General features: G+C 68.8%; 19 protein-coding genes. 11 read left to right on the forward strand and 8 right to left on the reverse strand.

The features are described 5' to 3' along the window. Positions 1–30 precede the first annotated feature (30 nt). The 4 genes from RS84_RS05725 (at position 31) to RS84_RS05740 (ending at position 3,321) form a co-directional block, all read left to right on the forward strand. Positions 31–1,749 carry a histidine-type phosphatase gene (locus tag RS84_RS05725; RefSeq protein WP_045256803.1) on the forward strand — a complete coding sequence of 573 codons (1,719 nt, stop codon included), beginning with the start codon at positions 31–33 and terminating at the stop codon, positions 1,747–1,749. 91 nt (positions 1,750–1,840) lie between these two features. Continuing rightward, a complete protein-coding gene (locus RS84_RS05730; protein WP_045256804.1) occupies positions 1,841–2,323 on the forward strand; it encodes an SRPBCC family protein in 483 nt (160 codons plus the stop codon). Beyond that, on the forward strand, positions 2,320–2,637 hold the full coding sequence (locus tag RS84_RS05735; RefSeq protein WP_045256805.1) for an ArsR/SmtB family transcription factor: 318 nt from the start codon (positions 2,320–2,322) through the stop codon (positions 2,635–2,637). Before RS84_RS05730 ends, RS84_RS05735 begins: the two co-directional genes overlap by 4 nt. Before the next feature lie 195 nt (positions 2,638–2,832). After that, positions 2,833–3,321, forward strand: a complete 489-nt coding sequence (locus RS84_RS05740; protein ID WP_045256806.1) for an SRPBCC family protein — start codon at positions 2,833–2,835, stop codon at positions 3,319–3,321. Positions 3,322–3,344: 23 nt separating this feature from the next. Here the strand turns inward: RS84_RS05740 and RS84_RS05745 are convergent, their stop codons facing one another. Further along, the gene (locus RS84_RS05745; protein WP_045257002.1) at positions 3,345–4,223 is read right to left on the reverse strand and encodes a helix-turn-helix transcriptional regulator; all 879 of its coding nucleotides are present in this window, start codon (positions 4,221–4,223) and stop codon (positions 3,345–3,347) included. Positions 4,224–4,353: 130 nt separating this feature from the next. On the opposite strand from RS84_RS05745, the gene RS84_RS05750 reads away from it, so the two are divergent. Together RS84_RS05750 and RS84_RS05755 are read left to right on the forward strand one after the other, a co-directional pair. Continuing rightward, a complete protein-coding gene (locus RS84_RS05750; protein ID WP_045256807.1) occupies positions 4,354–5,193 on the forward strand; it encodes an SDR family oxidoreductase in 840 nt (279 codons plus the stop codon). 26 nt (positions 5,194–5,219) lie between these two features. Further along, entirely contained in the window at positions 5,220–6,200 is a 981-nt protein-coding gene (locus RS84_RS05755; protein WP_045256808.1) for an aldo/keto reductase, read from the forward strand. 36 nt (positions 6,201–6,236) lie between these two features. Here RS84_RS05755 and RS84_RS05760 read toward each other — a convergent pair whose 3' ends face one another. From RS84_RS05760 to RS84_RS05775, 3 genes are all read right to left on the reverse strand, one after another. Further along, on the reverse strand, positions 6,237–8,060 hold the full coding sequence (locus RS84_RS05760) for an alpha/beta fold hydrolase (RefSeq protein ID WP_045256809.1): 1,824 nt from the start codon (positions 8,058–8,060) through the stop codon (positions 6,237–6,239). After that, positions 8,057–8,656, reverse strand: a complete 600-nt coding sequence (locus RS84_RS05765; protein ID WP_045256810.1) for a TetR/AcrR family transcriptional regulator — start codon at positions 8,654–8,656, stop codon at positions 8,057–8,059. The genes RS84_RS05760 and RS84_RS05765 overlap by 4 nt, the downstream gene beginning before the upstream one ends. Positions 8,657–9,225: 569 nt before the next feature. After that, positions 9,226–10,158, reverse strand: a complete 933-nt coding sequence (locus RS84_RS05775) for an RNA polymerase sigma-70 factor (protein ID WP_235281394.1) — start codon at positions 10,156–10,158, stop codon at positions 9,226–9,228. Between the two features lie 307 nt (positions 10,159–10,465). On the opposite strand from RS84_RS05775, the gene RS84_RS05780 reads away from it, so the two are divergent. The 3 genes from RS84_RS05780 (at position 10,466) to RS84_RS05790 (ending at position 12,826) form a co-directional block, all read left to right on the forward strand. Further along, complete coding sequence (locus RS84_RS05780; RefSeq protein ID WP_045256811.1) at positions 10,466–11,221, forward strand: SDR family oxidoreductase; 756 nt, start codon at positions 10,466–10,468, stop codon at positions 11,219–11,221. Between the two features lie 227 nt (positions 11,222–11,448). Beyond that, entirely contained in the window at positions 11,449–11,832 is a 384-nt protein-coding gene (locus tag RS84_RS05785; RefSeq protein ID WP_045256812.1) for an ArsR/SmtB family transcription factor, read from the forward strand. Position 11,833: 1 nt separating this feature from the next. After that, a complete protein-coding gene (locus RS84_RS05790; protein ID WP_045256813.1) occupies positions 11,834–12,826 on the forward strand; it encodes an SRPBCC family protein in 993 nt (330 codons plus the stop codon). Between the two features lie 211 nt (positions 12,827–13,037). Here the strand turns inward: RS84_RS05790 and RS84_RS05795 are convergent, their stop codons facing one another. Genes RS84_RS05795 through RS84_RS05810 form a run of 4 tightly spaced genes read right to left on the reverse strand, consistent with a single transcriptional unit; the run spans position 13,038 to position 15,581 of the window. Next, positions 13,038–13,901: a ribonuclease H family protein gene (locus RS84_RS05795; RefSeq protein WP_045256814.1), complete on the reverse strand. Its 864-nt coding sequence runs from the start codon at positions 13,899–13,901 to the stop codon at positions 13,038–13,040. Between the two features lie 37 nt (positions 13,902–13,938). Continuing rightward, positions 13,939–14,154 carry a hypothetical protein gene (locus RS84_RS05800; protein WP_045256815.1) on the reverse strand — a complete coding sequence of 72 codons (216 nt, stop codon included), beginning with the start codon at positions 14,152–14,154 and terminating at the stop codon, positions 13,939–13,941. A gap of 52 nt (positions 14,155–14,206) precedes the next feature. After that, entirely contained in the window at positions 14,207–14,527 is a 321-nt protein-coding gene (locus RS84_RS05805) for a protealysin inhibitor emfourin (protein WP_045256816.1), read from the reverse strand. Continuing rightward, on the reverse strand, positions 14,496–15,581 hold the full coding sequence (locus RS84_RS05810; protein ID WP_045256817.1) for a M4 family metallopeptidase: 1,086 nt from the start codon (positions 15,579–15,581) through the stop codon (positions 14,496–14,498). The genes RS84_RS05805 and RS84_RS05810 overlap by 32 nt, the downstream gene beginning before the upstream one ends. Before the next feature lie 102 nt (positions 15,582–15,683). Here RS84_RS05810 and RS84_RS05815 point away from each other — a divergent pair, with 102 nt between their 5' ends. Continuing rightward, the gene (locus RS84_RS05815; protein WP_045256818.1) at positions 15,684–16,880 is read left to right on the forward strand and encodes a hypothetical protein; all 1,197 of its coding nucleotides are present in this window, start codon (positions 15,684–15,686) and stop codon (positions 16,878–16,880) included. A 58-nt stretch (positions 16,881–16,938) separates the two neighbouring features. After that, positions 16,939–18,141 (forward strand): hypothetical protein, encoded by a 1,203-nt coding sequence (locus tag RS84_RS05820; protein WP_045256819.1) that lies wholly within the window; start codon positions 16,939–16,941, stop codon positions 18,139–18,141. The last annotated feature ends 141 nt before the right edge of the window (positions 18,142–18,282 follow it).

Raw genomic sequence — 18,282 nt, forward strand, 5'->3', positions numbered from 1 at the left:
CGTTCACCCGACCCCACGAGTCTGGACCGCGTGAAACCCGGTTCTCTTCTGACGTACGCGGCCGTGCTCGCCGCAGCATCCACCTTCCTCGCAGTCCCGGCGCAGGCCGATGACACCGATGCCGACTTCTACAGCAGCAAGCAGCCTTACATCGCGCCGACGGACGCCGACATCGCCGCGTACCAGCCCGCGCCGGCGGGCTACTCCCCGCTCGCAACGGAAACCGTCGCGCGGCACGGTTCGCGAGGTCTCTCGGGCTACAAGTACGACCTGCTGCTGCACCGTCTCGCCGAGACCGCGCAGGCAGAGGGCGGATTCCTCACCCCCGAGATCGGGACCGAGTTCATCGCGAACCTCGATGCGATCACCGCGGCCAACGTCGAGAACGGCTACGGCATGCTCACGGGCCAGGGCGAGACGCAGCACCAGGGCATGGGCGAGCGGGCCGCCGCACGCAACGCGGCGCTGTTCGCGGACGCAGGCAACCGCATCGTCGCGGAGACCTCGGGGGAGTCGCGCGCCACGGAATCGGGCGAGAACTTCCTCCTCGGACTCGGTGACGCCGATCTCGCGCTCGAACCGCGACCCGACCTGCTGTACTTCCACAAGGTCGAGAATCCCGACGGCACCGAGAAGGCCCCGGGGACGCCCGAGCGCGAGCGCGCCGAGGCCTACGAGGCGTACATCGAGGCGCAGACCGATGACGGCGGCACGATCGCCGCGGCCACCGAGTTCATCGAAGAGCGTCCCGAGTCGGTGCGCGTCTCGGAGGAGCTGCTCTCGGGGATCTTCACGGCGGAGTTCATCGCCGCGATGGGCGCCGACGCGGCCCACACCTGGTACGCGACCGTCGACGGCGCGAAGGGAAGCGCGCCGGCATGCGCTCCCGGTGCCGACCCGGCTGCAGACCCCGACGCGTGCAGCGACCCGAAGAAGTCGATCAAGAGCGCGGTGGATGCCGCGATGACGCTGTACAACCTCTACATCATCGCCGCCGACATGGAGGAGGAGAACGTGGCCCCGCACGAGTTCGACTTCGCCCAGTACTTCGACGGTCACGAGACGGATGCCGAGTGGTTCGCCTATCTGCTCGACGCCGAGGACTTCTACGAGAAGGGCCCGAGCCTCGCCGGGCACGATGAGACCTACGCGGTCGCCCAGCCGCTGCTCGACGACTTCTTCCGGGTGATCGACGACCGCGTCGCAGGCGGTGATGTGGCGGCGACGTTCCGCTTCGCGCATGCCGAGACGATCGTCCCGTTCGCGGCGCTTCTGAAGCTCCCGGGTTCCACGGTTCCCGCCCCCGATGTGGCGGCGCCCGCATCCGTCGACGACGTCTTCGACTACGCGTCGAACCCGTGGCGCGGTTCGCAGGTGACGCCGATGGCGGCGAACGTGCAGTGGGACGTCGTGTCGCGTGCCGGCGTCGATCCTGCGACGGGCGCGGCGTACACCCCGCTCGTGCGCATGCTCTACAACGAGCGCGAGATCGCGTTCGCCGACGGATGCCGCCCGGTCGCCGAGGGCTCGCACTGGGTCAAGGTCACCGAGCTCAAGCGCTGCCTCACCGGGGCGGCGATGGCCGAGAGCCCGCTGATCGGCGACACGGCGCCGGTCGACGACACGGTCCCCGGGCCTGAGCTGGCCGCGACGGGCGGGGGAACGGATGCCGCGACCTGGGGTCTCGGCATCCTGCTGCTCGCGGTGGGCGCGGCGGCCGTGTCGCGGCGGCGCGTGTTTCGGGACTGATCTCGATTGCAATCTCGGGGTTGCATGTTGCTGAGCGATATGCAACTCTAGAATTGCAATCAGATCGGTTGCACACGGAGAAGGAGCCATCATGGTGAACGAGATCTCGAACCCCGCAGCCGTCGTCGATGAGGAGACGTTCTCGGTGCGTCGAACCATCCGCATCGCCGCATCCGTCGACAAGGTGTGGCGCGCCGTCGCCGAACCCGAGCATGTCTCGCGCTGGTTCGGGCTCGTCGCGCTCGACGGCGCCGGCGTCGGCGCGACCGGGACGATGACCTTCCCCGACTACGGAGTCATCCCGCTGCGCGTCGAGGCCTTCGACGAGCCGAACCTGATCTCGTACCGCTGGGGCAACGACGACGCCGCCGATGCGCGCCCCGACGTGCTCGACCCCGAGAAGTCGACCGTCTTCACCTTCACCCTCGAGCCCGTCGACGGGGGCACGCAGCTCACGGTCGTCGAGTCCGGCTTCGAGCGCACCTCGGCGCCCCTCGAGAACCTCGAGAGCCACCGCACCGGATGGAACGAGGAGCTCGACAAGCTCGTCGCCCTGGTCGAGGGCGAGGCATGACCACCGGCACCCTGCTCCCCGTGTTCGCGGCGCTCGCCGATGAGACGCGATGGAGCATCCTGCAGGCGCTCGGAGAAGCGGATGCCTCAGCATCCGCTCTCGCCGTTCGCCTGCCGGTGAGCCGCCAGGCCATCGCGAAGCATCTCTCGGTGCTGCAGGAGGTCGGTCTGGTCGAGCCAATCCGCGTAGGGCGGGAGGTGCGGTTCCGGGTTCTCGGCGCCGAGCTCGCCGCGACCGCCGCGAGGCTCGACGCCATCGGCCGCGAGTGGGACCGCCGTCTCGCCGCGATCAAGGAGCTCGCAGAAGGGCTCTGAGAGTCGCCATCGTGCCGTCCGTCGGCTCAGAACCCGTCTGCAGGTCGAATCCCGCCGATTCGGCCTGCAGATGGGTTCTCGGCCTGCGGACGGCACCCGATTGCACATTCCGACGGCGGAACGCAACCCGGTGCTGCACGGGGCGAAGCCCCTCTATCGTCGGCGGAACGAGTTGTCGACGGTGAGGAGAGACCCGTGTCCCGCAATGTGAGGGTGCTGCACTGCGCGCCCGAAGACGTGTTCGATGTGCTGGGCGACGGCTGGCTGTACCCGTCATGGGTCGTCGGGGCCTCGCGCATGCGCGACGTGGACGCGTCGTGGCCGGCGCACGGGGCCGAGCTTCATCACTCGTTCGGCGTCTGGCCGCTGCTGATCGACGACAAGACCGTCGTGGAGGAGTACGACCCGCCGCGCCGCATGGTCATGCGGGCTCGCGGCTGGCCGGTCGGAGAGGCGCGTGTCTTCCTCGAGGTGAAGGCGCGCGGCAGCGACTGCGTCGTGCGCATCCGCGAAGAGGCCGTCGCCGGGCCCGGGCGCTTAGTGCCCCGCGCCCTGATGGACATGATGCTGCACTGGCGCAACGACGAGACCCTGCACCGGCTGGCGTATCTCGCCGAGGGTCGCGCGGTGCCCTCGGAGTACATCGTGTCGCGCGGGCCGCGTGTCGTCGCCGGGGGGTCCTGACCGGTATCCGTCGTCGGTGCGTTTCAGCGCTCTCCGGCCGTCGCGTCCACCGCGGTCCCGGTCAGGTTGGCGAGCAGCTGCAGGCGCTCGTGCGTGGCGGATCCCGGTGCGGCGGAGAAGACGACCATCTGCAGACCGCGATCCGAGGCGAGATCCATCGCCTGATAGGTGAGATCGAGATCGCCCACGAGGGGATGGTGAAGGGCCTTCAGCCCAGTGCGATGCTCGCGGACATCGTGCGCTCCCCACAGCCTGCGGAACAGCTCGCTGCGGGTGGAGAGCTCGCCGACGAGATCGCTGAGCGCACGGTCGAAGGGTGACCGACCGGCCTCTGCGCGAAGCACCGCCACGATCTGTCGGGCCTGTGCGTCCCACTCGCGGTAGAACTTCTGCGCGCGGGTGTCGAGGAACATAAACCGGGCGGCATTCGCGGGCGCGGGTGCGCTCTCGAGAAGCTCTGAGAACAGCGCACGACCGAGGGCGTTCGTCGCGACTGCATCCAGACGGCCGTTCTGCACGTACACGGGAACCGTCGACATCGCGTCGATGGTCTGGCGCATATCGGGCGTGAGCTGCGTCTTGCGAGCCGGATGCCTGCGCGGACGCGGGTGAGCGCCGGCGTTCGCTGCCCGGATCAGATCATGCAGGTGCGCGTGTTCGGCCTCGTCGAGCTGCAGGGCGCGGCTGACACCGTCGATGACCGCTTCCGAGACGCCAGCCGCATTGCCGCGCTCAAGGCGCTTGTAGTATTCGGCACTCATTCCCGCGACGAGCGCCACTTCCTCGCGCCGGAGCCCCGGCACTCGGCGTCGTCCGCCGAAGTCGGGAAGACCCACGTCTTCCGGAGTGAGCCTCCCACGCCTCGAAGTGAGGAACTCGCTGATCTCGGCGTCGGTGCTCATGCCAATGAACATACGCCGATCGCCCCGGACAATGGGTGCCCTGCGGGGACACCTATAACCAGGGCCACGCTGAATCCGTCGGATCGGAGTTGACTCGAATCATCACTCGACGAGATCCGACAGGAGCATCATGACCGGCAACGTATGGTTCATCACCGGCGCAGGGCGAGGACTGGGTATCGACATCGCGCGATCGGCTCTCGCGGCGGGGCATTCGGTCGTCGCGACAGGCAGGGACGCTGCCCGCGTGGAGCAGGCGGTCGGCGCCCACGAGAACCTCTTCGCCGTAGCCCTCGACATCACCGATCCTTCCGCCGCCGAGCGGGCAGCCGCCGCAGCGGTCGATCGGTTCGGGCGTATCGACGTGCTCGTCAACAACGCGGGCAACTTCTACGCCGGCTTCTTCGAGATCCTCAGCGACGAGCAGTTCCGCGCCCAGATGGAGACGAACTTCTTCGGCCCGCTCAGCGTCACCCGTGCCGTCCTTCCCGTCATGCGCGAACAGCGCTCGGGACAGGTGATCACAGTCACCTCCACGGCGGGTCTGGTCGGCGGGGAGTTCACCTCGGCGTACGCGGCATCGAAGTTCGCTCTCGAAGGGTGGATGGAGTCCCTCGCCCCTGAGGTCGCCCCCTTCGGGATCGAGGCCATGACGGTGGAACCCGGCTTCTTCCGCACCGAGCTGCTCGTCGAAGGCTTCTCCACGACCTGGCCTGCGCTCGACATCGCCGACTATGCGGAGCGCACGTCGCAGACCATCGAGACGTGGAAGGGCATGAACGGCCAGCAGGTGGGCGACCCCCGCAAGCTCGCCGATGCACTCGTCGCGATCTCGGACTCGCCGTCTCTTCCGCCGCGCTTCGCCGCCGGAGCAGACGCGATGGGCGCGATCGAAGCCAAGCTCGCCACCATCCAGCGCCAGATCGACGCATACCGCGATCTGTCGGCATCCCTCTCCCACGACGCGTAGACCTGCTCGCAGGCGAAGGACACGACATGAAGAACGCACGCCTCGGAAGCCTGAACGTCTCGCGCATCGGCCTCGGCGCGATGACCATGGCCGGCACCTATACGACGGGAGGCGGTCTCGACGAGGACGAATCGATCCGGACCATCCATCGTGCGCTCGAACTGGGCGTCACCCACATCGACACCGCCGAGATCTACGGTCCCTACCTCAGCGAGGAGATCGTCGGCCGGGCGATCCGAGGCCGTCGCGCACAAGTGAAGATCGCGACCAAGTTCGGGCTCGTCTCCCACACCGGTGGTGGTCCCGGCGTGATCGACAGCAGCCCGGCGAACGTGAAGGCGGCGGTGGAAGGATCGTTGCGCCGTCTCGGCACCGATCACATCGACCTGTACTACCAGCACCGGGTCGACCCGAACACGCCCATCGAGGAGACGGCCGGCGCTGTCGCTGACCTCATCGCCGAGGGCAAGGTGCTCCACTTCGGGCTCTCCGAAGCATCCGTCCGTACCATCCGCCGGGCACACGCCGTCCAACCGGTGTCGGCCCTGCAGACCGAGTACTCGCTGTGGACCCGCGACGTGGAGGCCGAGATCCTGCCCGTGCTCCGCAAACTCGGGATCGGCTTCGTGCCCTACTCGCCACTCGGCCACGGCCTGCTGACGGGAGAGCTCCGCTCAGCGGACGACATCCCCGATGACGACTGGCGGAAGACCAATCCTCGGTTCGTCGGCGAGAACTTCACCCGCAACCTGCGTCTCGTCGACGAGGTGCGCGCGATCGGCGCTGAGATCGGAGCGACGCCCGCGCAGACCGCACTGGCGTGGATCCTCACCCGAGGCGACGACATCGCTCCGATCCCGGGCACCCGCCGTGTGGCTCGCGTCGAAGAGAACACGGCGGCGGATGTGATTGAACTCACGGCGGATCAGGCCGCGAGGCTCACCGCGCTGGAGCCCGCCGCAGGGGAACGGCACGACGAGGCGAACATGGTCTCGATCGACAGGTGAACGGCGGCCACGCCCGCGCGTGGACGCCGTCACCACTCAGCCTCTGACCGCTTGAGCGTCGTGTTTCATGCGGTCGGCCCCTGCAAGCAGCTCGACGAGAGCATCTCCGTGGGTCAGCTGCGGATGATGCCCGGCACCGGGCACGGAGATCAACTCGACGTTCGACCGGGACCCCAACTGTTCCGTCGCGTCGCCGGCGAGGGGATCGTCGCTTCCCGTGACGATGCGGATCGGCCCCCTGAAGCGCCCCAGCGCGTCGCGGAGCTCGGCGCGCCACCGCTCCGACCCGGCACGCGCGAGCTGCTCGGCCGCTCGCCTGCCCGTGCGGTGCCTGAGGTCGCTGACGCTCGATTCGAGAGCGCCCGCGCTGGAATCCGATCCGGTCAGCCGACGTGACAACCTCGTCGGATCGGTGTGCCGCAGGTACGCGGTCACGAGCGGTTTCAGTCCTGCCGTTGCACCCGCCCGAGCCTGCAGGAAGAACGGTGCGATCAGCGTGAGCGACCTGACCTGCGTCGGCATCCGGTCGGCCGCGACCACCGCCGCGGCAGCCCCGATGGAGTGGCCGATGAGATCGACAGGCATGTCGCCCAGCACGGCGGGCAGCCACCTCTCCCAGTCCTGAATGCCGGTGCCCCCGCTGAGGCCGAGTCCGGGCAGGTCGACGGCTCGCGCGCGGATGCCCGACGCCACCTCGGCCCAGGTGTCGGCGTTGACCGGCAGACCGGGAAGGATCACCCGGTCGGATCCGGCGATGCCGAGCTCGAACGTCCTCAACCCGCCGGCGTCGACGATGCGACGGTCGCCGGTCATCGCGGCGCCGAAACGATGCGCAGCCAGATGGTCGGCCCATCGCTCGAGAGACACCCGCACGTCGGGCATCCGGATGCCGTGCCGGTCGGCCAGCTCGATCGCGGAGCCCGTCGGATAGCGGTCGGCCGACATGAAGGTGAGCGTCTCGGGATCGGCCTTCGTGATCCACTGCGGGAGTCTGGTGATGACGCCGACCGGGATCCTCACGCGAGGAACCCTCGCGCCGAGATGCCGGCCGACGTGCGCGAGCAGGTCGGCCAGCGGCGGGGTGGCGTCGTCGAGGATCCAATAGGCCTTGCCCGCGGCATCCGGATCGATCGCCGCTGCCGCCATGAAGGCGGCCAGATAGTCGACCGTGACGACAGGGAGGAAGGTGGTCTCGTCCCCGGGCAGCGCGGCCGCCGTGCCGTCCCACATCTGCTCGATGGTCGTGGCCAGCCCGATGTGCTGGTCGGACTCGCCCGTCGCGCTGTCGCCGATCACGCTCGACGGATTGACGACGGTCCAGGGGATGCCGTGCTCCAGAGCGCGGGCTTGGAAGATGGCGTCGGATTCCATCTTCGACGCTTCGTAGGCGCCGAGCTCCTCGTAGAGCGCGGTGCGGTGGGCGTCAGGCCAGGGAACAGCCGTGGGGTCCTGCCCGCCGACGCGGTAACCCGAGACGTGGACGACGCGCTGCAGGTGAGGGAGCGCCGCGGCGAAGGCCATGACCTTCTCGACGATGCCGACGTTCGCGCTGCGCGCCTCGTGCGCGGTCATCCCGAAGCGGTAGGAGCCGGCGCAGTTGTGGATCTCGGTGACGGATGAGAACGCCGCTGGTCCGCCCGAGACGATCTCGGCGGCTTCGAAGTCGACGATCGTCGTGCGGATGCTCCGGTTCAGGCCGTGCTCTGCGAGCCATCGCTCGACACGCACCCCGGACTCGGCCGAACGAACTGCCGCCGTGACTGTCGCGCCGGCCTCTGCAAGGGTCAGGATGAGATGCCGGCCGACCAGCCCAGAGGCGCCGAACACCAGGGCGTGGCGGGCCTCATCGCGAGGCGTCATCGGGTGGCTCCGACGGCCTGGATGCGCTGGTCGACGAGTTCAGCTACGACGTCGGCGGCGGAGAGCAGCGGCTGGGTGCTCTTCATGGCGCGGGACACGATCACCGCTCCCTCGATCATCGAGACGACGACAGTCGCCAGAGAGTGCGCCTCTGCGGTCTTGAGACCGCTGCCCTCGAGAAGGGCGGCGGTCGGAGCGATCCACGACTCGAACGCCGTCGCGCACGCCTGCCGCAGTCGCTCGCTCTCGGCGCCCATCTCCAGCGTGACGACGGAGACCGGGCATCCCAGACGGAAGTCGCTCTCGCCGACGATGGTCGCGAGGGTCTCGATCGCGGCGCGGGCCGCCCCGCCGGCGCTGCCCGCTGACGCCGCTGTCTCTGCGATCAGCGCCTGGAACTGCTTCGCGGCCAGGTCGACCGCGGCTACGCCGAGTCCTTCCTTGCCGTCGGGGAAGTGGAAGTAGACCGAGCCCTTGGGTGCGCCGGCGTGCTCGATCACGGCGTTCAGCCCCGTGCCGCTGTAGCCGCTGGTCTGGATGAGTTCGAGCATGGACTCTGCGAGCCGTGCCTTGGTCAGGTCTCCCTTGGATGCCATGACGTTAATAATAGACCGGTCTATATATTCTGCAAATCGGCAGGTATCTGCTGCCCGCCGCGCAAGCGGGGAAGCGCGTGCGGCGAAGCGCGTGCGGCGAAGCGCGTGCGGCGGAAGCGCGTCGTGGAGATCTGCTTCCGGGGGGCGCTACCGGCGTCCTGACGGGCGTCTCTGCTTTCATCGGTTCCAGTGGCGCAGCTTCTCGGGGTTGCACACCACCCACATGCCCGACCACCTGCATGAGCGGAGCTCGCCAGTGATGACGCCGACAACCCGGTCATCCCGCACCAGCGTGAGGCCGGCGACGCCATTCACCGAAGCGACGACCGCCGTGGTTCCCGCGGTCATCAACGCCAGAAGCTCTGAGGATGCGGCGGAGCGGCCGTGGAGCGGTATCGGCGCCGTGTTCAGGTGTCCTCCACTGTCGATCACCAATGTCACGGCTCGGTGAAGCAGGCGACGTACCGCTTGGTCATCCTTCTCGGTCAGCGCTCTCGAGAACTCCTCGATGATCGTCTCGGTGGCACCGCGATGTCGCCGGCGCAACCACGCCGGGCGAGACCTGTGGGTCATGCGCCGACCGCGGCGTGACGCAGCTTCTCCGGGCTCATCACCCAGAGAAGCTGCAGGATGCCGTCACTCGACGTCGTCACGGTCACCACAGTGGTGACCTGCCCGTCCTCGGTGAGGGCTGCGGCGGGTTGCCCGTTGATCTCGACCCACGCGATGCTCTTGTCCGTCCAGAAGTGGTGCGAGAACGCGGAGACGAATCTCGCCACCCTTCTCCGTCCGCTCACGGGGATGCGTGCGGCGAGCTTCACGCCGTTGCCGTCCGTGTAGCTGACGACATCGGCCGCGAAGAGCGACTCGAGTTCGCGGACATCGCCCTTCTGTGCCGCGGTCAGGAAGGCTTCGAGCAGACGTCGCTGCGCACCGGGATCGACTGTCGCCTGCTTCGCGGACGCGAGGTGTGCACGTGCTCGGCTGACCAGCTGCCGTGCACTCGCGGGGCTCGAAGAGATCACTTCGGCGATGCGCGGGTAGGGATAGGCGAATGCTTCCCGAAGGATGTACGCCGCCCGCTCGGTCGGCGTCAGCTTCTCCAGCGTGAGCAGGATCGCGAACTGCAAGGCTTCCGCACGCTCCGCTCCGAGCGCGGGATCGTCTTCGGTGTTGACCGGCTCTGGAAGCCAGGGGCCGATGTACGTCTCGCGGCGCACCCGGGACGACTGGAGGACGTTGATCGACAGCCTGGTGACGATCGTGGTCAGGAACGCGATGGGCTCTTGCACCTTCGAGCGATCCGTGTTCTGCCAGCGGATCCAGGCTTCCTGGACGATGTCCTCCGCGTCGGCGACCGTGCTGAGCATGCGATACGCGATGCCGAACAAGCGCCGGCGGTGCGCGCCGAACGTCGTCAGCGCGTCATCCAGCTCGGTGCACACATCACGATCTTCGTCGGCCCACGCCCGCTCGTCCAGGTTCACGTCTTCAGCGCCCACGTCCGCTCCGTTCTGAACGACGTCGGTTCATGCAGGGCCGTCCTTCAGTGAAGACCGGTGACGAAGCGGATCTGTGACGGATCGCCGAAGAGTTCTCGGACCGCCGGCTGACGTGGTGTCAGTCCGGGTAAGCCGAGCGTATACGGCGTCGTTCGCAGGTCAGCGTCGCGGTCAGCAGAACCAGCCCGAGCGAGATCAGGTCGGGCCCAGGCGGATGCAGGCTGACGAAGTGCTGTCACATCCGGCATCCCTATCCGGTCAGCAGTTGTGGGCACATCCTCTTGTGCCCACGAGAGGAAGGCATGAAATGGCAAAGATCGTCGTCATCGGAGGCACGGGCCTCATCGGCTCGAAGGTTGTCTCGAAGCTCAACGCACACGGCCACGAGGCCATCGCGGCATCGCCGAACACCGGAGTCAACACGCTCACGGGCGAAGGCCCCGCCGACGCGCTCGCAGGCGCCGACGTCGTCGTCGACGTCTCCAACTCGCCCTCGTTCGCGCCCGACGATGTGATGGAGTTCTTCACGACGTCGACCAAGACTCTCCTCCGCGCCGAGGCCGCGGCCGGTGTGAAGCACCACGTCGCGCTCACGATCGTCGGTACCAACCGGCCCCAGAGCATTCCGTACTTCGCGGCGAAGGTCGCCCAGGAGAAGCTGATTCGCGACTCTGGAATCGACTACTCCCTGGTGCACGCCACGCAGTTCTTCGAGTTCCTCGGCAGCATCGCCGACATCTCAACCGACGGCAAAACGGTCCGGCTGCCCGGCGGGTTGGTTCAGCCCATCGCCGCGGAGGACGTCGCGACGGCCGTGGCCCGCACAGCTGCCGGCGCTCCTCAGGGCGACATCGAGATCGCTGGCCCCGAGGCGTTCGGCATGGACGAGTTCGTCCGTCGCGGCCTGGCTTTCCGCAACGACCCCCGCGAGGTCGTGCGCGACGACAGCGCGCCGTACTACGGTGCGCAGATCGAGGAGCGCACCCTGGTGCCGGTCGACGGTGCGCAGATCTTCGAGACGCGACTCGAGGACTGGCTGCCGCTCAACCCGCCCCGCAAGTAGGCGCAGGTGGCTGCGGCTGCCTGACGCCGACAAGGCCCTCTGTGATCACACGCTCCCTGCGGGGAGTGGGATCGCAGGGGGCCGTGTCGTCTCCTGGCTTGTCGATTCCCAGTTCATCGCGGGTCACGTACTCGGCTCTTCTGAACCGACGAGATCTGAACGCGCGAACCGACCTGGCGACATAAAACTCTTGACACAGCATCCGCCCCGCCATAACCTACAACCAAATGGTTGTACAAAATGAACTCAGCGAGGCGGAGGTCGACCGTGTCTTTCACGCACTGGCGACGTCGACTCGGCGTGACATCCTGCGCCGGACGATCGAGCGCGAGCAGTCGGTCTCGACCCTGGCCTCCGAATACGACATGTCGTTCGCGGCAGTGCAGAAGCACGTCTCCGTGCTCGAAGCCGCGAACCTCATCATCAAGCGCGCCGAGGGACGCGAGCGGCTCGTCCGCGCGAACCCCGAGATGATCGCCCGCGCCAGGGCGCTCCTCGCCCGATACGAAGAGCTGTGGCGGTCGCGCATCGCCCGCCTCGACGACCTGCTGGCAGAGCCGGCACCGACTTCGACCACCTCAGACAACGACACGAAGGAACAAGGAGCCTGACATGCCCGTCACCGATGTCACCACAGACCCGGAGAACCTGACGATGACCATCGTCGCCGACTTCGCCGCACCCGTCGAGCGGGTGTGGAGCGCCTACAGCGACCCGCGCCAGCTCGAGCGCTTCTGGGGCCCTCCCGGGTGGCCCGCGACCTTCACCGCCTGGGACCACACGGTCGGCGGCCGCGCGTACTACTCGCTGACCGGACCGCGCGGAGAGCGGTCCTCGGGATCGTGGGAGTTCCTGTCGATCGATGCACCGCACAGCTTCGAGGTGCTCGACTCGTTCGTCGACGACGAGGGAAAGCCGCTCGAGGGCTTCGCTCCGATGCGCATGAAGCTCTCCTTCACGCCGACGGCGGAGGGCACCCGAATGATCGGTGAGAGCCACTTCGACTCGGTCGAGGCGCTGAACCAGGTCGTGGCGATGGGCGTGATCGAGGGCACGAAGATGGCCATGGCTCAGCTCGACGCCGTGCTGCAGGATCTGCGCGAGTTCGCGCAGGGCAAGGGCACGCAGGTCGAGCTCCTCGACGACACGCACGTGCGGATCACCCGCCTCGTGGAGGGTCCGCGCGAGCTCGTCTGGCGCGCCTACAACGAGGAGGAGCTCATGCGGCAGTGGATGCTGGGCCCCGAGGGGTGGGAGATGACCGAGTGCGTGATCGCCACCGAGCCGGGGCAGCAGCACCGCACCTCCTGGGCGCCGGTCGGCGATACCCCGGGCGAGCCGTTCGGCTTCGAGGGTGAGGTGCTGCTGGTCGACGCGCCGCGCAGGGCCGTCACCACCGAGCGGATGCAGGGCACCGACGGGCCGGAGACGCTCAACGACCTCAACCTCTACGAGGAAGACGGCGCGACGCTCATCACCGTGCTGATCGAGTACCCCGACAAGGAGACCCGCGACATGATCCTCGCCACCGGCATGGCCGAGGGCATGGAGGCCTCGTACACCCGTCTCGAGCACGAGGTGCTCGCCCCGGCCGAGCGGTCATAAGGCCGAGCGGCCGCAACTCCGCCACGAACGGGCCGGATCCTGCGGGATCCGGCCCGTTCTGCGTGCGACCGAGTTCGCGAGGAACGCCGGGCGTTCATAATTCAGGAAGATCGGCGCTGACCGTGCGCATTCGGGCCGAAATAGGTCGTCTGAGCCGTGCTGATCCTGAGTTGTGAACAGCGGACCGGGCGTGCGGAGTGCGACGCCGCGATCAGATCAACCGGCGCAGCGCCTCTTCGAGGGAGATGCCCTGGGCCTCGGCGAGGTCGGCGAGGCGCGCGTGTTCATCGCCGTTGAGCGTGATGCGCAGTTCGATCGGGTCGTCGGCCGGGTCGTCGTCGAGACCGTCGAAAAGGTCTGACGCCTCGGCCCACAGCGGCTCGGCGAGCGACGCAGCGGCGGTAGGCGAAGGAGCGGATGCGGCGGCTGCGCCGAGCGCCGGACCGCGCCCGCCCGCGGCGGCCCAGGCCGCGTCGTCGTCAGGGGAGTCGATCCAGGCGGAGTCGGCGACGCCGGCGGACGAGGTGCTCACCGTCGCGCCGGTCGCGTTCGCGGAGCCGGCGGCCGCGGCGACCGGCGCGGACGCGGCCACTGTGGCCCCGGCGTCCGTCGCGCGCGTGAAACCCGGACCCCGCCGCGGCTCCTGCTTGGCCTGATACGCCTTGGCGGCGGCGTTGGCGCGCTGATCGGCGGCCTCGTTGAGCGGGTGGCCCGCATGGCCCTTGACCCAGGAGAACTCGACGTCGCGTCCGCGCATCGCCTCGTCGAGGGCTTCCATGAGCTCGCGGTTGAGCACAGGGCCGCCGTCGGACTTGCGCCAGCCCTTGCGCTTCCACCCCGGCATCCACTTGGTGATCGAATCGATCACGTACTTGCTGTCGCACTCGATCAGCAGTTTCTCATCGATGCCGGCGGTCGCGCGCAGCAGCTCGAGCACCGCCTGCAGCTCACCCTGGTTGTTCGTGCCGTGCGGAGACCCGCCGGCCGCCCAATTCGCGTCGTCGATGTACCAGGCCCAGCCGTTCGGGCCGGGATTGCCCAGGGCGGAGCCGTCTGCGGCGGCGGTGATCGTCATCCCTCCACCGTAGCCGGGGCCGGCGACGGCATCCGCGTCACTCCTCGGGCTCGCCGGTCTCCGCATCCTCAGCGGCGGGCGGCGCCGGCGCGACCGGGAACACCATGGTCGTGTACTGACCCTCGATGCCGAGCGCGAGCGAGTCGACGCTGGGCACCTCGTCGAGCACGTCGGATGCGCTGTGCTCGAGCGGCTCCGACGGAAGAACCCACTGGTTCTCCTCTTCTTCAGAACGCTGCTGGAAAAGTCCCATGCCCCCATTGTGCGCCGCTCGCGCCATCAGCGGCGCGACTCATCGCAACCTGTCAGGAGCGAGACGACGCGCGCACGGCGTCGACCAGTTCGCGCCAAGGGCCGTCGAGGGCGCCCTCTGGCAGCTCCTGCTCGCGGCTCACCGAAGGAGTGCGGACGCGGATGCTCCACACGAACCGGTCTGCGCCCGCGTCGCCCGCGGGCGGCTCGTCCCACGGGCAGGAGTCGATCAGCGCTATCCACTCACCGGCCTCCTCGCGTGGCGCCTCGACCTTCCAGCGGCGACGGATGCCGGCGATGCCGCCCGTGCGCACCACCGCGATCACGACATCGACGTCGTCGTCATCGCGTTCGGGGGGACGGGCCTCGCTCATCTTCCAAGACTCCCACGGTCGTCCACGCGCGTCGAGCGGCTGCCTCGACGACGGTCGCGTCGGTCTCGCGGTCGAGGGCGGATGCCGCGGCGATCGTCGCTTCGGCGAACTCCGCGAACGTGGCTGTGCTCGACAAGCCGCCGGTGAGGGCGCGGTACCAGACGGTGCCCGCGCGCTCCCACGCGTTGCCGCCGAGATCGGTCGCGAACAGGGCGAACGCGCGGTTCGGGATGCCGGAGTTGATGTGCACCCCGCCGTTGTCCTCCGTCGTGCGGACGAACCCGTCCATGTGATCGGGCTGCGGATCCTTGCCGAGCTCGTCGTCGTCGTACGCGGTTCCCGGGTGCAGCATCGAGCGCAGCGCCTCGCCCTGAACGGCATCCGTGAAGATCTCCGCCCCGATCAGCCAGCTCGCCTCGGCGGCCGACTGCCCGAGCAGGTACTGCTCGGTCAGTGCTCCGAACACGTCGGCGATCGATTCGTTCAGTGCGCCGGGCTGCCCCTGGTAGTCGAGATTCGCGGTGTGCTGCACGACGCCGTGCGCGAGCTCGTGCCCGATCACGGTCGTCGAGGCGGTGAAGCCGGTGAAGACCTCGCCGTCGCCGTCGCCGAACACCATGCGCTCGCCGTCCCAGAAGGCGTTGTCGTAGTCGACGCCGTAGTGCACCGAGGCGTTGAGGGGGGCGCCGGCATCGTCGAGAGAGTTGCGCTGGAACGCCGAGAGCAGCAGCTCGAACGTCGCCCCCAGCCCATCGAACGCCTGGTTCACCGCCACGTCTTCGACCGGGTCGTCGTCTTCGGAGCGCACGAGCATCCCGGGGAGCTTCTGCGTGTTCGCGGCGTCGCTGATGGTGCGGTTCGGCGCGTCGGACAGCTGGGCGACCAGGTCGCCGTTCTCGTCGATGGACAGGTCGAGACGCGCGCGGAACGGCGGCCGCCCGGCGGTCAGCGTCTGGCGGGCCGCGGCGGCGGCACCCGGGAATCGGCCGGATTCGGCCAGGCGTGCAAGCAGATAGGAGGGGATGATTCCGGGGGATCCTGCGTGGCTGCTCATGCTTCGACGATACGCCGGGCCGCCGACGTTCGCCCGAGACATGACCCCGATGCGCGCGGCTCGGTTTGATATTGAGAATCGTTATCAATAAAGTGGCATGCTGTGAGCACGCCCTTCCGACGCCGCCCCGCCCTGATCCTCCCGATCGCCGTCATCGCCGTCATCGCCGTCATCGCCGTCGCGCTCGTCGGATGCGCATCTCCCGGCGCGCCGGACGGCTCTGGTGGGGCGCCAGAGCGTGATGCCGTGGACTCTCACGGAGCGGCCGAGATCGCCGAACCGGCCCGTGCCCTGGTCATCGTCGACGAGCACGGCGGCACCGCCCTCCTCGACCTCGGCACCGACGGCCGCACGACGCTCGCCGAGCCCGGCTCGGAGCGCATCGCCGACGTCGAAGGCACCGGGCGCTTCGTCTTCCTCGTACGCGACGACACGGTCGAGGTCATCGACTCCGGGCGCTGGACCCAGCCGCACGGAGACCACTCCCACTACTTCCGAGGAGACCCTCGCATGCTCGGAGCCGTCGACGGAGAGGGGCGACCCCTCATCGGGGTCGGAGCGGATGCCACCGTCATCCGCTTCCACGACGACGCGGCCGTTCTCGAGCACGAGACCCTGACCGAGGGAGACGTCGATCCCGCTCGCTCAGAACTCGACGGCCATGGACCGGCGATCGTCGTAGCCGATCACCTCTTCGGGGCGACGGATGCCTCTGTCGAGACCGCCGGCCAGCCCGCTGACCCGTGCCAGGGGGCGAGTGATGTCGACCTCACTCGCGTCGGTGCGGTGTTCGCCTGCGATGAGGGTGCCGTGCTCGTCCGTCGCGAGATCGACGGAACAGCGTCATCCGAGTCGATTCCGTACCCGGTGGGCGTGGCAGCGCCCGCTGAAGCACTCGCCGGACGCCCGGACCGGCCCGATCTCGCAGGAGTCGCCGACGGCGGCGCCTGGCTGCTCGATGTGCGCGAGCGCGCGTGGGTGCTGCTGCCCTCCGACGTCCCGCTGATCGCCGCCGCAGCGATCGGAGACGACGATGCCCGCACCGCAGTGATCGCCTCCGATGGCACCGTGCGGGTTCTCGCGCCGGACGGCGCCGTGCTCGCCCGCACCGAGCCGCTCCTCGTCGACGCCCTGGCCGACCCCTCCCTCGGCGAACGGGTGCAGCTGCTCGTCGACGGCGAGCACGCGTACGTATCCGACCCTCGCGGTGGCGCCGTGCACGAGATCGATCTCGACGACGGAGCGATCTCCCGTACCTTCGGCGGGCTGCACCCCTGGGCGATCGAGCTCGTCGGCTGAGGGCCTCCCGGGCCGCCGGAAAAGCATCCAGACACGTCAAAGAGAAAGAGAGAACATCATGTTCCGTCCTGTCCGACATCGCCTCGCCGCCGGTGGCGTCGCCGCGCTCGCTGCTGTGGCACTGGCCGGCTGCGCGGGCGCTCCGGCATCCGCACCCGCCCCCACCTCCGAATCGCACAGCGAGAGCGGCACCCGAGTGGCCGTCGCCTACGACGGCGGAGTCGTCGTGCTCGACGGCGAGACCCTCGAGCCGGTGGGCGAGGCCGAGCTCGCGGGCTACCTTCGCGTGAGCACCGCGGGCGACGAGGGCGGCCACGTGTTCGTCACGACAGACGGCGGCTTCCACCTGCTCGACACCGGCCTCGACTCGGGTGAGGTCGCCTTCACGGGTGAGGTGTTCGACGCCGCGGCACCCGGGCACGTCACACCGCACGCCGGACGGACCGCGCTGTTCGACGACGCGACCGGAGACGTGCGTGTCTTCGACACCGACGCCGTCGGCACGGGCGAGCTCCCCGAGTTCGACACCCTCAGGTCCGAGGCCGCCCACCACGGCGTCGCGATCGAGCTCTCCGACGGCACGACCCTGTCGACGATCGGCACCGCCGAGTCACGCAGCGGCGTGCGGCATCTCGACGCCGACGGCGCCGAGCTCGCGCGCGACGAGACGTGCCCCGGCGTGCACGGCGAGGGTGCGGTGAAGGACGAAGCCGTGGTGTTCGGCTGCGAGGACGGCGTGCTGCTGTTCGCCGACGGCGCGTTCACGAAGCTCGACGCGCCTGACGAGTTCGGCCGCACCGGCAACGCCTATGTGACGGACACCAGCCCGGTCGCGGTCGGCGACTACAAGACCGATCCGGATGCCGAGGGATACCTGCTCTCGGCCCTGACGCTCGTCGACACCCAGGCGCGGACCCTGTCGGTCGTCGAGTTGCCCGAGGACGTCGAGTACACGTGGCGCGGAGTGGGTCGCGACTCGCACGACGGCATCGTGCTGCTGAGTGCCGACGGCTCGCTGTACTCGCTCGATGAGGCCGGCGCGGTGCAGGACTCCTGGCCGGTCATCGATCCGTGGGAGAGCCCCGCGGAGTGGCAGCATCCGCATCCCGGCCTGAAGGTCGTCGGCGACATCGCGTACGTCAGCGAGCCTGCGGCGAACAGCATCCACGCCGTCGATCTGCACACGGGCGAGATCATCGCCACGCAGGAACTCGACGTGGTGCCCGGCGAGTTCGTGGTGGTCGGCGCGGCCTCTCACTGACGCGACCACGAGGCGGGCCCGGCGTGCCGGGCCCGCCTTTCGTGTCGTCCAGGGCCGGGGTGCGCGGCGTGGTCGGGTCATCTGCGAGGAGGCGGCGGTGTCGCGCACCTCGGCCGCGCGGCTGCGGGGTGTTGGGTCTGT

The organism is Microbacterium hydrocarbonoxydans (genome assembly GCF_000956475.1).
Classification (GTDB): Bacteria; Actinomycetota; Actinomycetes; order Actinomycetales; family Microbacteriaceae; genus Microbacterium; species Microbacterium hydrocarbonoxydans_A.